This window comes from Paeniglutamicibacter gangotriensis Lz1y (genome assembly GCF_000348945.1).
GTDB lineage: Bacteria > Actinomycetota > Actinomycetes > Actinomycetales > Micrococcaceae > Paeniglutamicibacter > Paeniglutamicibacter gangotriensis.
In genome coordinates, this window is sequence record NZ_AOCK01000014.1 from 59,734 (window position 1) to 72,230 (window position 12,497).

Here is a 12,497-nt window from a genome sequence, read left to right on the forward strand (position 1 = left end):
GAATGGGCGCCGTTCGTCAGTTCTTGATCTGCACGCAAAGGCTACGGCCAGACACGCCGTCCAACATGAACTCTTCCAATAGTTCGAGGCGCCCATCTGTTCGCTTGGTAATACGCGTCGTACTATTCCCACTCAGTGTCTCGTTGCCCCCTTCACGCACGAGCTCGTGGACGAAGGATTCAGACAGCGTCTCCCCTTGACGGATGCCGACGCTATGTCCAGTGGTGACGGTGTCACCACTGTACGTTCCCCAGACAATGCCGCACCGCTCCTGGAAATCGAAGTGCGTCGGAGCAGCACTGTCGACAAGGCTGGCCGTAGAGGACTCGAGAACAAACGATGCGCCGTCGAGTTGCAGCGTATCCCCCTCCACTTTCGGCGGCAGATTCCAAGACTCAGTGGAATCGACCTGGACGCACACGCTCCGGTGCTCGACACCGTCCTTGTCGAAGACCTCGATGAGTTGCATCCGGCCGTCGGCAGCCCGAACGATTTCACTCGCTCCGCCACCGAGCACGACGCCACTGTGGTCTGCTAGAGCGTGCGCGAAGTTTATGGTGATCTGGTCACCGGTGCGCTGACCAGCAAACCTGCCGACAGACACGGTGTCTCCCGTGTACTCACCCCAGATCATGCCTCCACTTTGCCGATACCGGAAACGTGAGGGCGCAGTAACAGACACCTCACTGGCAGTGGAGGAGACCATGACGAACTCGCATTCGTCGAGGTTCGGCATTTTCGCAGTTTCAGTAGCGTCGCTCATGCCGACGAGTATCTCCATACTCAAAGAGTGTAATCAAATCCGCTGCGATCAGTCCGAAGTTTCCCTTGGATGCCGGAGCAGAGCTGGACAAGTTCGATCGAAAGACCAGCGCATTCGAGCTATTGTCTAGCGAGCACCATATCCGCTTTGAAGAGTGAACAGACGCCAGTTTCTGTAGGCAGTACATCCAGGCTGCAAGGTCAGTGTCGCAAATTTGATCGGACACTTTGCCGTCACCCGTGAAACCAAGCATCGAGACGCCTCGCCGCTAGAGCAACATGGCGTCCTACACTGGCTCCCTGGTGGTGTGGTACCCATTACCAAAACCAGCATCTCCGAGACAAGCTTTGCGTCGGTGCCTAGAAATCCACTTCTTGGCCGGCGACCTCAATTCATATCAACCCCGGCCAAACACCTTGTATCCTGTGCAGGATTTCAGGATTTCCGCAGTGGATACTCCCTTGTGAGGTCGCTGAGCCAGCGCATCTGGGCTGCGTCATTGTCCCGGTCTAGGGCCTCAAGTTGCTGCACCAACGCACCGTGCTGGGGCGTGCCCGGAGGTGTGGAGGCTATCTGCCGTTTGAGTTCCAGGCGCAGCCCGTGAACCTCTTGCTCCCGGGCCCGCGACAGCTCTTCCATACCCATGGGATTATCTTCCCCGGCATGGCCGTCTTGCACAACGGCGGGCTCAGGCCGCCACTGTGTCCATTCCCCCGCTTCTTGCCGAAGCGCCGGCGATCACGGTGTCCACCCCAAGGTGTCCCGGCGCCAGTGCGGCTCGACGGAACACCGAACCCCGCCGCGGCTGCCCACGCCCGTGTAAGGGGCAGACACCTAGTAGTAACAAATCTACTATCTAGGATGTGGTCATCGTGGTCGAGTCACCTATGGATCGTGCGGCAACAACAATCGATGCGATGGAGGCCGAAAACATTAAGGTGACGGTCTCTGCTGTGCGCTCATGCGCCGGGGTTTCCATGGAAACCGCCCGCTCCTCCGTGGAGGCATGGCGCACCCAGCACTCGCGCCCGGTCGTCGCTGTCACCAAGGCAGCGCAGCAGGCCTTTACCCGGCTATGAGCCGTAGCGGTGGCCGAGGCCGGCGCCCGCCACACCGCACAGCTCGAGGCAACCTAGGCGTCCCTTGAGGTAGCACGGGCGGAGACCGTGTAAGCGGATGCCTTGGTCGACGCCGAAGCCCGGCACGTCCAGGATGAAGCAACACGAGCGGACGCGGCGTAGGCACGGGTGCGGCGTTGGAGGCGGAGATCGGCTCCCTGCCCGAGGCAGACGCTGTAGAACGGGCCACTGCCCGGGACGCGGTGAAGGCCGCGCAGGCCGAAGCAGGCCAATCACGCGAGGAGGTCGCGGAACTGCGCGGACGCCTGGCAGTGCTCAGCGAACAGGCGACCCACTATTGGGACACCATGCTCCCCGCGAACCGATCGGAAGCGCAGGACAAAAACACGCCTCGGCAGTAGGTTATCCCCTCAATGGTGCCCCTTCGGTGTGGGCGAACCAGCGCTCAGGGGCCCTGACACCGCCCGTTTCCCGCGAGGCATAGCTGAGGCATGACCCATTGACCCATTGACACATTGACCCAAGCCAGTATGTGGGTAAATGAAGCCCCACCGGGCAACGGACCGATGACCGGCCCTAGCCGGCAACCAGGAGTCAGCCGAGTTGGATCAGCTGGCGTAAACGGTGAGCAGTTCGTCCCAGTGGGTGGTGTAGCGCGGGGACATCATCTCCCGGCGCATCGTCCATTCAGGGCCGGTCTTCATCCCCGCCAACCCCAGGCCGACCGCGTTCACTCCGTGGCGCTGCTTGATCCGCTGGATCAGCGGACCAATGTCCTTGGCCTCGTGGGGGTGTATGAATGGCTCGAAGGTCTCTTGGGCGCCGGCCGGGCGGATATCGGACACCACGATTCCTGCCCGGGCGTACTTCACCCCATCAAGGATCTTGGGAAGCAGCGCCTTAGCCGCCCGCGTGAGCAGCAGCGGATCGGCGGTCGGACCCGGAAGGGCGACAGTCACCGCCGGCTGATGGTTATCCTGGGTGTTGTAGTGGCCGGTCATGGCCCAGGCGGTGAGAACCTTGGCCTGCCGCTGATGCTTGTGCAGGCGCGCCGAGGCCTGTTGGGCATAGATCCCCAACACCTGCTCCATACCATGGGTGTCGGTAATGGGAGTGGAGAAGGAACGGCTGAAGATCAACTGACCCTTGATCTCATGCTCCTCATCCATAGGAATGCAGGGGATTCCCCGCAGCTCGAGCACGGTGCGCATCATGACAATCGAAAACCTGTTGCGCAGCATCACCGCATCGGCATCACGAAGATCTTTCATACTCCGGATCCCCAGACCCAGCAGACGCTTAGCCAGGCGCGCGCCGATGCCCCAGATTTCCACCGTCGGCAACCGACCCAACAGCTTTTCGCGGTCCTCCTCGGTGACGGCATCCCACACGCAGACCCCGCCCAGGTTCCGGAATTTTTTGGCGCATTGGTTTGAAAGCTTGGCCAGGGTTTTCGTTTTGGCGATCCCCACACATACCGGCAGTCCAAGGTGGTCCATCACGTCCTGCTTCATGTCTCGGGCCAGGGCCTGGAGTTCCGGCAGGGTACCGCGGACGCCCAGAAAGGCCTCATCGATGGAATAGACCTCAACCCAGGCCGAGTGCCTGCCCAAAAGCTGCATGGTTCGGGCCGAGAGATCCCCGTAGAGCTCGTAGTTACTGGATCTGGCGACCAACCCGGTGGAGGCCGCGGTGGGGGCGAGCTTGAACCACGGGGCGCCCATCTCCACGCCCAAGGCTTTGGCCTCGTCCGACCGGGCGACGGCGCAGCCGTCGTTGTTTGACAATACGATCACCGGCATACCGATCAGCGTCGGGTCAAAGGCACGCTCGCAGCTCACATAGAAGCTGTTCACGTCCACGTGGGCGATGTATTCGTTGGAGTCCGCCTGTGGGCTCCAGGGGGCTTCTAGAGTCGATGGATGCATGTTTCCGCCACTGCCCACACGCTCAGGGCGCCCCACTCCCCCACCAGGATGTCCGGGTACTCGGGGTTTTCGGCCTGAAGCACCACACCCTGCGGGGTGAGCCGAAGACGCTTGACGGTCATTTCCCCATCAAGGACCGCCACCACGATGGACCCATCCACGGGCTTGCGTGCCCGGTTGACGATCAGCTCGTCCCCGTCGGAGATGCCGGCACCCTGCATCGAATCACCGGAGACGCGCACAATGAAGGTGCTGGTCTTGTCGTGGATCAGGTAGTCGGAGAGGTTGATTTCCCCGGAGAAATAGTCCTGGGCAGGTGATGGATACCCGGCCGGAATCGATGTCCCGGCGACCAGGAGCGGTATAGGTGAGCCCTCCACATCTATAGAACATAAATTCTGAATACTTGCCATTGCGACCCCGACTTTAGAAAATATCTACTAAAACTAGGATACGTCCGTACCCAACGATTTGGTCCATCCGAGTTCCGGGGGGAAACTGCTTGGACTACCGCGGGTCCGGACCGAGTGCCTCCTGATACCTCGAGAATTCCGGGGATTCCCTCAGTGTGCCAGGCTACAACTCTCAAGCCGAGGGCTAAACCCGCAGTCCTGCGGCCTAAACCCCGCATCCTCCAGGGCCCTGAACTCCCGATCGACACTCATCTAAAAAGTATTGCTAGTAGCACAAGCAATACTTGTATTACTGGTAATACTTTCCTTACAAGGCTTGTAAGGAAAGCAAAGAATCAAACTCTCACGTCCGACGGTATTTCTGCCCCTTACTTAGGACTTCAACTTTGGAACGGACGCCCGGATCGAAACACGCAATCCTGAGGCCCAAACCCGCGCATCCTCCAGGGCCCTGAACTCCCGATCGACACTCATCTGAAAAGTATTCCCAGTAACACAAGCAATACTTGTATTACTGGGAATACTTGCCTTACAAGGCTTGTAAGGCAAGCAAAGAACCAAACTCTCACGTCCGACGGTATTTCTGCCCCTTATTTAGGACTTCAACTTTGGAACGGACGCCCGGATCGAAACGCTCCAGATAGAGGTTCAATACGTTCACCGTTATTGAACTCGTCAGCTAGTCCAGCAAGTTTTTCTTCTATCGCCCCTGAGATGAGGCTAGCAAGAGAACGATAACCTGATTGGTGCGTTTGGGACATCAACACTGCCGCACGAGCTCGGTCAATCAACTCAACATCCGCGCTAAAGGTCACCGGCTTCTTCGTAGTAACTTTTTCGACCGGGGGAGTCGTCTCCTTACCGGCGAATTCTTGAGTTGTTCCCGTAAAGATTTCTTCTCGTTTGACTTCGAGCTGTGGCCGCACTGTTGCTGCGCCCGGTCGCTTGCGTTCGGGCTTACTCACTTGGCGGCCTCGATCTTGGTAAGGAACGAAACTGCCAATTCATCAAACATTTCAGTCACTCTTTTTCCAGCTGCAGTCTTGTATTCCGAAACCGATGCACCAGCAGCGGCTGCTTCTTTGATAACGGCCCTCTCGGGGATCACCGGCTCAAGGATTTCGTTTTCGCCAACCAACTCACGGAGACCATCCATCTGGAATACGTGTTCGTTGAGGTTCTTGTGCAGGTTAACCGGCCTTGGGGACCAGCGGTACAGCGGTTGGCGCTAAGCGTGTGATCATGGCCCCGGACTGCGGTTCACCTGGTGCCAGAGTCGCCTGTACTCCGCTGGGGCATCAGTGATCACTGTCTTTCGACGGATCAGGCCTTTTGGCCGAGGTGGCGGTAGAGCGTCGCGCGACTCCACCCAACCAAACGTGCCGCGTCTTCGGCGGTGCGTCCCTTCGCGCGGGCGTCCTTCGCGATCGCAAGCTTATCCGCGATCACGGCCGGATCGGAGAGCGGCCGGCCGAAACGGGTGCCGGAGGCCCGGGTCGCGGCGATCCCGGCGTTGACGCGTTCAATGATCAGCTCGCGCTCGTACTCGGCCAAGGAGGCCAAGAAGTTCAGCATCATCCGCCCGGTCGACGTCGCGGGGTCGATCCCGTCCGAAATGGACCGGACGTTTACGCCGCGTTCGCGCAGCAGGTTCACGGTGTTCAGGACATCGATCAGGGACCGGCCCAGCCGGTCGACCCGCCAGACCACCACGGTGTCCCCGGCCTCGGCGTATTCCAGCAGCTTCTTCATCCCGGGCCGCTCGATCGCCGTCCTGCTTCCGGAGGTGACATCGGCGAAAACATCCCGCTTCTGCACCCCGGCATTGACCAGCGCGTCGAGCTGAAGCTGCGCATCCTGGCTCGAAGTGCTCACCCGCGTGTATCCCAAATGTCTCACGCCCTCATTTTGACTCAGAAACCTCTTCGCGACACTCGATTGAGACATTTTACGGCGCGACGACTTTCCGAGACATTTTGTGCCACGTCATCTCGGGCCAGCCGATTTGAGGATGGGGACCCGTGCCCCTGTCTCGAAAAACTTTAGCTTTTCAAGACATTCAAACGCGTCTATTTCGTTCAGGAACCCTCACACGGCTTCCGCGAGGCGGATTGTCTCGGAACTGTGGGCGAGCTCAGCATGGCCATGCGCCGGGTTATCCCCGAGGGGTCCCTTCTGAGCGGAAGTGGACCTGGACCTGGACCTGGACGAGCCCCACACTGTCCGGCCTCTAATGACCAACGAAATCCGTGAGGATCCGATCAACTAGAGCAGGGACTTGAGGAAGGCGGCGTCCTGGGGGTCGAGCATGCCGGCGAAGCGGGTGAGGCAGCGCCGGCGGTCGTTGGTCTCTCCCAGCGTGCGCACCATGTGCGCGGCGGAGAACTGGCACCCGGTGAGCGTGGCACGGTAGGACCATACGCCGCCGATGAGTTCGCGTTCCGCCAGCGCCTTGTCCACCAGGTGGCCCAAGACGGTGGCGACGGTCGTGTATGCGGGTTTCTGGCCTCCCGGCGCCGTGAGCTCCTGCACCATGCCCCGCGTGGTGTGTGCCTGGCGGGTCTTCCAAAGCACGTCCAAAACACGCCGTTCCAGTGCCCCTACTGGGGGCGCCTCCCGGGGCTTGAAGGGTAGTTCGCCGGTGTCTTCAATGGAGGTCGTCATGAATCCATCCTTTCCCGCTCAGCGGCCTGGCGACCGGGTATCGCGCATTGCTGCTGCCCAGACAGTCGGAACACCAGTGCAAGAACAGTCAGCACCATGGCCAGTGCCGCCAGCCAAGGCTGCAACGGCGCGAAATAGGTCATGGCTCCGGAATATCCCAGCGCCAACAGGGCGATCTTGTTGCAGACCGGGCAGCCGATCGCGAACCAGGCCAGTAGACCGCCGGCCATCCCCCAGCGGGAGGTGCGGTCGGTTGGTTCCGCGGTCCCTGGGGTTGCCGGGGCCGCTGGCCGGATGTAGCTGGCGGCCAGCAGGCCGGTCAGGACGGAGGTGGCCAACCAGACGGGGTAGTTCCACGGCACCGGCGGGATGTCCCGGCTGAAGACGTCGTTGGGGATTAGCACCGTGGCGAAACCCAGCAGCAGCGCCATGGCCAGTGCCGAGGCCACTGCCACCGCCCATTGCCGGGAACCCCACCAGCGCAACGCCGCGCCGGCCAGCGGCAGGCGGCGGCGGAAATCGATCAGCAAGCGTTGCGTGCGGCTCATTGTTCCTCCGTGTGCTTGATGTGTGATCCGTCCCGAGAGCGTCCCCGCTTGCCCTTCGGACCGCTTGTCTACTATAAAGAATAGTAGACCTACTATGCAGCATAGTAGCCAATCGAGCCGAAGGCAGCGAAACCGTGCAGCAAATCCCCGAGAACCGCAAGCCCGCACCGGAGCGGGGGGACAAGCCTGGAACACGGCGCAAGGTTCCGTGGCTGTGGGTCGCACCCATTCCCGTGGCCCTGGCCATCGGCCTGCTCATCGGCGCGCAGCTGCCCGTCGGTGACCGGGCGCCGGGCCCGGAAGCGTCGTCCGCCGCAGTCCAAAATCCCGGCTCACAGACCCCCGGGCAGGACACCGACCCACCGGCACCCGCATTTCCCGATGTGGCGCGACTGGAGGCACAGGATCCCACTGCGCTGGGTGATGTGGATGCCCCGGTGGTCATGGTCGCCTTCACCGACTTCCAGTGCCCATACTGCGCGAAGTGGACGGAGGGCACCCTGCCCGAACTGATCACCAAGTACGTCGACCAGGGGAAGTTGCGCATTGAATGGCGTGACCTTGACCTGTTCGGCGACGCCTCCCTGACCGCCGCTCACGCCGCACAGGCCGCGGCCATGCAGGGAAGCTACGTGCCCTTCCATACGCGCATGGCCGAAGGCGGCACCATCGCCCCCGGATCCGCCTACAGCGCGAAGAGCCTCAGGGCCACCGCCGAGGACCTGGGCCTGGACGGGGAGCAGTTCCTGGCCGACATGGACAGCAAACAGGCCAAGGATGCGGTGAAGCGCAACCTAGACGAGGCCCAGGAGCTGGCCGTCATGAGCACCCCGGTATTCCTGATCAACCAGATGCCGTTCGTCGGCGCGCAGCCCCTGGAGAACTTCGTGGCCGCCATTGACGCCGAATTGCAGCAGGCCGAAGCAGGCCAGCAGTAGTGGAAGCCGGACTGGTCTTCGCCTTTGCCGGCGGTGTGCTCGGACTCTTCAGCCCGTGCAACGCCATGCTGCTGCCCGCGTTCTTCGCCCATGCCGCGACCTCCGGGCACCGGCTGCGGGTACTGGGGATCGCGTTCCTAGCCGGCATGCTGGCCACGCTGGTCCCATTGGGCCTGGGCATCGGATGGCTCGGCGGCGTCCTGGTCATCGACCGCCGCCTCCTGCTGGTCGCTGCCGCCTGGGTCATCGTCGCCCTGGGACTCATCCAGATCTTGGGCGGCGGCTTCGACCTGTCCCGCCTGCTACCCTTGCGTACCCGGCGCCGACGCGCCGCGGCAGGCTCGCCGTGGGGGGCGGTGTTGCTTGGGACGGTGGCCGGCGTTGCGGGGTTCTGCACCGGACCGGTGCTGGGGGCAATCCTGACCCTCATCCTGGCCAACGGCAGCGCACTGGGCGGGGGCATGCTGCTGGCCAGCTACGCGCTGGGTATGGTGCTGCCGGTGCTCGGCGTGGCCGCGGCCATGCGCCGCGCCGGCACCTTCCGAACCGGATGGCTGCGCGGACGCACCGTGACTGTGGGCCGGTTCCGCTTCCACACCAACGCGCTGCTGGCAGGAACCGTAACAATCACCGTCGGGATCCTCATGCTCACCACCGGGGGGCTACTCACCATGCCCGACCTGCTCTCCGCTGGCCTGATGGACCGGATCTCCGACGCGGCGTCCCGGATCGATGCCGTGCTCCCGGACTGGGCATGGCCTTCCATGCTGGGAGCGCTGCTATTGGCCTGGTGGATCGGGCTTGTACGCCGAACCCTGCGCACCAAGGACGCGGCCGTGGCCCCTGAATCACTCGAGGAGGCAATCCTTGGGGATAATACCGGGGTTCCCGCGAAGGCCCGACCATGACCTGGCGGTTGCTGCTGCACCTAGCCGGACCGGGCACCGAACCATTCCCGGATGTGGCCACGGCCCTGCAGGTGGCCCGCAATGCGCACGAACGGATGTCCGACACCATCGTGGAAGTCATCGTGCAGGGCCCGTCGGTGTCCCAGTTGGCCGCGGACGGGAAGCACGCCCCCGACATTGCGGCCCTACACGGCATCCCCGGCATTTGCATTACCGCATGCGCGAACAGTCTGCATGCAGCCGGATTGGCCCCGGATGCGCTGGTCGAGGGTGTCGCGGTCGTCCCCGCGGCCATCGCGCATCTGGCCCAACGCCAGCACGACGGCGCTGCATATGTCCGCCTCTGACCCGAGCTTGGCGCACTGCTCCCGTGCAAAAAGACCGTGCCAGTGACCTTCACCAACCAGGGGAGAACCTAGGAGCCTGCTTTTTCGGAGATTTCCTTCAGCGCCGCCTGAAGGCGGCCATCGGCATCGTTGGCGACCTCGCGTGTCGCGTCACCCGGGCTGAGTTGGACCATGGTTTGCGGGTCGATGGCCTCAATGGTGGTTTCCTTGGCATCGGGGGCGCGACGCACCACGACGTTGCACGGGAGCAGCGCGCCCAACTGTGGTTCGGCGGCGATGCCGCGCTGGGCCAATTGCGGGTTGCAGGCCCCGAGGATGATGTAGTTCCCCACGGCGTCCCCGGCTTCCTGGCCCAGCTTCCGGGCGAAGGTCTCCTTCACGTCAATCTCCGTCAGCACGCCGAATCCCTGTTCCGCCAAGGCGCCGCGGGTCCGGTCGACGGCGTCTTGCCATGACAGCGCGACGGTGATGGCGTGGGTGTACGTCATGGTGTTTCCCCTTGGGTTGTCGTGCGGAGGCCGGCCAGGGCGGCTGCGGGTCCCGCCACGGCGGGACTCTCGGTTCCGTGCCCATGCTACGTGTTGGGCCGATCGCGCGGAAGCATTGCCAAGGTATCGCCGGCATGGAAGGGCGGTGAAAGCCGTTGGTGCGTTTCATACATGCGGACCGCGACAACCAGGGACGCGGCTGCGCTGAGGGCGGCGGCCATCCAAATGGCCGCGTGCAGCCCCATGAGGTCGGCAATGATCCCGCCGGCGATGGCACCGACGGCGTATCCGAGGTCGCGCCAGACCCGGTAGACCCCCACGGCCCGTCCTCGCCATGAGGGATGGGCGACGTCGCCGACCGTTGCCAGCAGCGTGGGGTAGACCATGGCGGTTCCCGCTCCGAGCAATACGGTTCCCGAGGCCCAGGCACCAAAGCCGTCCCCGAGCGCGATGATCGCAAGGGCTCCGGCCTGGACCAGCATGCCGGTGGTGATGAGGTGTTTGCGTCCGATCCGGTCCGAGAGAGCGCCGGTGGCCATTTGGCCGATGCCCCAGACCCCGGGATAAAGGGCGAAAAGCAGGCCGATCTGGCCCGTGCTGAGATCCGCGGTGGCGAACAGGAGGGGGAACAGGCCCCAGGAGAGTCCGAAGTTCAGGTTGTTCACCAGGCCGGCCAGGCTCGCCGAGGACAAGGCAGGTTCGCGGAAGCTGGTCAGGGAGAAGATTTGGCCGTTGGCTAGGTTGGCGTCCAGGCCATGCCGGGCGGAGGTGCCCCGGGCGGCAATGTTTCCGGCATCCAGGAGGGCATGTGGGTGGGTCTCCCGGACGAAAAGGCCCGACAGCAGCAGTGCCAAGGCGGTGTAGGCGATTCCCAAGAGGAAGGGCGCCGGACGCAGCCCGTACTGCTCGGCGAGGTATCCGGCCAGCAGGGAGGTGGCGGCCACGGCCCCGTAGCCGGCGGCCTCGTTCAGGCCCATGGCCAGGCCGCGCTGTGCCGGGCCCACCAGGTCGATTTTCATGATGACGGTGGTCGACCAGGTCAGGCCCTGGTTGATGCCCAGCAGCACGTTCGCGGCGACGACCCAGCCCCAGTCCGGCGCAAGGATGAGCATCAGCGGCACCGGAATGGCGAAAAGCCACCCGGCCAGCAGCACGGGTTTGCGTCCGTAGCGGTCCGAGAGGGTCCCGGCGAACCAGTTGGAGGTCGCCTTGGCGATCCCGAAGGCCGCCACGTAGGCAAACAGGAACGTGTATCCATTCAAACCGAACTCAGTGTGGGCGAGCAGTGGCAGGACGGTTTGTTGCTGTCCAACCATGCCCCCGACCAGCGCGTTGACCGCGACGAGCAGGGTGAACTGCGCCGCGTTGGCGCGCAAACCCAAGCTGGGGAGTGCCCTGGTGGACTGCTTCATGCTCGGTCTCCTGGTGTGCCGGGGCTGAAGGGCCGGACGGCGATGAGCCGGCGGTTAGTGGGCTTCGGTTGCCGTGGTGGTGGCGGGGGACCCCAGGGACGTGCGTCGCAGGGGGCATGCGGGGATGGCAAACCAGCACAGGGCCGCGGCCGTGGCGATTGCGGTGGCCGTGAGGCCCATGATGAGGTTGGCCGGGGAGGGTAGTTCCTGGACGAGGACGAAGACGCCCATGGCCAGGACGAAGAAGCCAAAGCCCTTGCGCAGGGCCGCTTCGGGGATGCGTCCGGCCAGGCGTGCGCCGAGGAAGGAACCGAGGATCGCTGCGGCCGTGACCCCGCCGACCAGCACCCAGTCCAGGGAGACCGTGGTGAGGTAGCCGCCGAGTCCGGCAAAGGACTTCATGGCGATAACCACCAGCGAGGTGCCGACCGCGACGGGCATCGACAGGCCGCCAAGCAGGGCGAGTGCCGGGACGACGAGGAAGCCACCGCCGGCGCCCACCAGCCCGGTGACCAGGCCCACGACCAGGCCCTCGATGATGACCTTGAATACGGGCAGCTCGGCGTCGTGGGTGGCGCCGGTGTGGTTCTTGCGGCCGCGGATCATGGCCAGGGAGGTGGCGACCATCATGAGGGCGAAGGCGATCATGAGGATGGTTCCGGGGATGTGGCCCCCCAGCAGCCCGCCGCCGAAGGCCCCTGCCATGCCGGCTGCGCCGAAGACCAGGCCGGTGCGCCATTGCACGCGTTTCTTGCGGGCGTGGGTCACGGCGCTGACCGCGCTGGTCGCTCCAACGACGAAGAGCGAGGCGGCGATGGCTTCCTTGGGGTTCATGCCTGCGACGTAGGTGAGGATCGGGACGGTGAGGATGGACCCGCCGCCGCCGAGCAGGCCGAGGGAGATCCCGATCAGCACCGAGAGCAGGAGGGTGAGTGCGAGGGTGAGGGTCATGGAGGCAGTCCTTGCCGGGTCAGGGGTGCGGGTCGGTGTGTGGGGGCGATGCGGTCGG

17 protein-coding genes are annotated in these 12,497 nt (G+C 63.4%); 5 read left to right on the forward strand and 12 right to left on the reverse strand.

Features of this window, described 5'->3' with window-relative positions:
* Positions 1-16: 16 nt before the first annotated feature.
* Together ADIAG_RS18905 and ADIAG_RS18910 are read right to left on the reverse strand one after the other, a co-directional pair.
* Positions 17-763: a hypothetical protein gene (locus ADIAG_RS18905; protein ID WP_007273044.1), complete on the reverse strand. Its 747-nt coding sequence runs from the start codon at positions 761-763 to the stop codon at positions 17-19.
* A 435-nt stretch (positions 764-1,198) separates the two neighbouring features.
* Positions 1,199-1,408, reverse strand: a complete 210-nt coding sequence (locus ADIAG_RS18910) for a hypothetical protein (protein WP_007273045.1) — start codon at positions 1,406-1,408, stop codon at positions 1,199-1,201.
* 227 nt (positions 1,409-1,635) lie between these two features.
* Between ADIAG_RS18910 and ADIAG_RS18915 the strand changes: the two genes are divergently transcribed.
* Both ADIAG_RS18915 and ADIAG_RS18920 read left to right on the forward strand, forming a co-directional pair.
* Positions 1,636-1,842, forward strand: a complete 207-nt coding sequence (locus ADIAG_RS18915) for a hypothetical protein (protein ID WP_152426228.1) — start codon at positions 1,636-1,638, stop codon at positions 1,840-1,842.
* 176 nt (positions 1,843-2,018) lie between these two features.
* Entirely contained in the window at positions 2,019-2,243 is a 225-nt protein-coding gene (locus ADIAG_RS18920; RefSeq protein WP_007273047.1) for a hypothetical protein, read from the forward strand.
* Between the two features lie 207 nt (positions 2,244-2,450).
* Here the strand turns inward: ADIAG_RS18920 and ADIAG_RS18925 are convergent, their stop codons facing one another.
* From ADIAG_RS18925 to ADIAG_RS18950, 7 genes are all read right to left on the reverse strand, one after another.
* Entirely contained in the window at positions 2,451-3,770 is a 1,320-nt protein-coding gene (locus ADIAG_RS18925) for a Y-family DNA polymerase (protein WP_007273048.1), read from the reverse strand.
* On the reverse strand, positions 3,752-4,183 hold the full coding sequence (locus tag ADIAG_RS18930; protein ID WP_007273049.1) for a LexA family protein: 432 nt from the start codon (positions 4,181-4,183) through the stop codon (positions 3,752-3,754). Before ADIAG_RS18930 ends, ADIAG_RS18925 begins: the two co-directional genes overlap by 19 nt.
* 602 nt (positions 4,184-4,785) lie before the next feature.
* The gene (locus ADIAG_RS21510) at positions 4,786-5,148 is read right to left on the reverse strand and encodes a hypothetical protein (RefSeq protein ID WP_152426229.1); all 363 of its coding nucleotides are present in this window, start codon (positions 5,146-5,148) and stop codon (positions 4,786-4,788) included.
* Positions 5,145-5,321 carry a hypothetical protein gene (locus ADIAG_RS21715; RefSeq protein ID WP_235045965.1) on the reverse strand — a complete coding sequence of 59 codons (177 nt, stop codon included), beginning with the start codon at positions 5,319-5,321 and terminating at the stop codon, positions 5,145-5,147. The genes ADIAG_RS21510 and ADIAG_RS21715 overlap by 4 nt, the downstream gene beginning before the upstream one ends.
* Before the next feature lie 185 nt (positions 5,322-5,506).
* On the reverse strand, positions 5,507-6,130 hold the full coding sequence (locus ADIAG_RS18940) for a recombinase family protein (RefSeq protein WP_007273051.1): 624 nt from the start codon (positions 6,128-6,130) through the stop codon (positions 5,507-5,509).
* Between the two features lie 318 nt (positions 6,131-6,448).
* Entirely contained in the window at positions 6,449-6,847 is a 399-nt protein-coding gene (locus tag ADIAG_RS18945) for a BlaI/MecI/CopY family transcriptional regulator (protein WP_007273052.1), read from the reverse strand.
* A complete protein-coding gene (locus tag ADIAG_RS18950; RefSeq protein WP_007273053.1) occupies positions 6,844-7,395 on the reverse strand; it encodes a hypothetical protein in 552 nt (183 codons plus the stop codon). Before ADIAG_RS18950 ends, ADIAG_RS18945 begins: the two co-directional genes overlap by 4 nt.
* A gap of 134 nt (positions 7,396-7,529) precedes the next feature.
* On the opposite strand from ADIAG_RS18950, the gene ADIAG_RS18955 reads away from it, so the two are divergent.
* The 3 genes from ADIAG_RS18955 to ADIAG_RS18965 are packed head-to-tail and all read left to right on the forward strand — an operon-like array spanning position 7,530 to position 9,588.
* Entirely contained in the window at positions 7,530-8,333 is an 804-nt protein-coding gene (locus ADIAG_RS18955) for a DsbA family protein (RefSeq protein WP_007273054.1), read from the forward strand.
* Positions 8,333-9,241: a cytochrome c biogenesis CcdA family protein gene (locus tag ADIAG_RS18960; RefSeq protein ID WP_007273055.1), complete on the forward strand. Its 909-nt coding sequence runs from the start codon at positions 8,333-8,335 to the stop codon at positions 9,239-9,241. Before ADIAG_RS18955 ends, ADIAG_RS18960 begins: the two co-directional genes overlap by 1 nt.
* Positions 9,238-9,588 (forward strand): DsrE family protein, encoded by a 351-nt coding sequence (locus ADIAG_RS18965; protein ID WP_007273056.1) that lies wholly within the window; start codon positions 9,238-9,240, stop codon positions 9,586-9,588. Before ADIAG_RS18960 ends, ADIAG_RS18965 begins: the two co-directional genes overlap by 4 nt.
* Before the next feature lie 68 nt (positions 9,589-9,656).
* Here ADIAG_RS18965 and ADIAG_RS18970 read toward each other — a convergent pair whose 3' ends face one another.
* The 3 genes from ADIAG_RS18970 to ADIAG_RS18980 all read right to left on the reverse strand — a co-directional run bounded on the left by ADIAG_RS18970 (position 9,657) and on the right by ADIAG_RS18980 (position 12,439).
* Positions 9,657-10,076, reverse strand: coding sequence for a DUF302 domain-containing protein (locus tag ADIAG_RS18970; protein WP_007273057.1), 420 nt, complete (start codon positions 10,074-10,076; stop codon positions 9,657-9,659).
* A gap of 86 nt (positions 10,077-10,162) precedes the next feature.
* The gene (locus tag ADIAG_RS18975; protein ID WP_007273058.1) at positions 10,163-11,488 is read right to left on the reverse strand and encodes an MFS transporter; all 1,326 of its coding nucleotides are present in this window, start codon (positions 11,486-11,488) and stop codon (positions 10,163-10,165) included.
* A gap of 54 nt (positions 11,489-11,542) precedes the next feature.
* Positions 11,543-12,439, reverse strand: a complete 897-nt coding sequence (locus ADIAG_RS18980; protein ID WP_007273059.1) for a sulfite exporter TauE/SafE family protein — start codon at positions 12,437-12,439, stop codon at positions 11,543-11,545.
* Between the last annotated feature and the right edge of the window lie 58 nt (positions 12,440-12,497).

Bases quoted from the DNA above. Each gene is read 5' to 3' on its own strand.
- ADIAG_RS18905 (WP_007273044.1), bottom strand. From the start codon at position 763: ATGAGCGACGCTACTGAAACTGCGAAAATGCCGAACCTCGACGAATGC.
- ADIAG_RS18910 (WP_007273045.1), bottom strand. From the start codon at position 1,408: ATGGGTATGGAAGAGCTGTCGCGGGCCCGGGAGCAAGAGGTTCACGGG.
- ADIAG_RS18925 (WP_007273048.1), bottom strand. From the start codon at position 3,770: ATGCATCCATCGACTCTAGAAGCCCCCTGGAGCCCACAGGCGGACTCC.
- ADIAG_RS18930 (WP_007273049.1), bottom strand. From the start codon at position 4,183: ATGGCAAGTATTCAGAATTTATGTTCTATAGATGTGGAGGGCTCACCT.
- ADIAG_RS18940 (WP_007273051.1), bottom strand. From the start codon at position 6,130: ATGTCTCAATCGAGTGTCGCGAAGAGGTTTCTGAGTCAAAATGAGGGC.
- ADIAG_RS18945 (WP_007273052.1), bottom strand. From the start codon at position 6,847: ATGACGACCTCCATTGAAGACACCGGCGAACTACCCTTCAAGCCCCGG.
- ADIAG_RS18950 (WP_007273053.1), bottom strand. From the start codon at position 7,395: ATGAGCCGCACGCAACGCTTGCTGATCGATTTCCGCCGCCGCCTGCCG.
- ADIAG_RS18965 (WP_007273056.1), top strand. From the start codon at position 9,238: ATGACCTGGCGGTTGCTGCTGCACCTAGCCGGACCGGGCACCGAACCA.
- ADIAG_RS18970 (WP_007273057.1), bottom strand. From the start codon at position 10,076: ATGACGTACACCCACGCCATCACCGTCGCGCTGTCATGGCAAGACGCC.
- ADIAG_RS18975 (WP_007273058.1), bottom strand. From the start codon at position 11,488: ATGAAGCAGTCCACCAGGGCACTCCCCAGCTTGGGTTTGCGCGCCAAC.
- ADIAG_RS18980 (WP_007273059.1), bottom strand. From the start codon at position 12,439: ATGACCCTCACCCTCGCACTCACCCTCCTGCTCTCGGTGCTGATCGGG.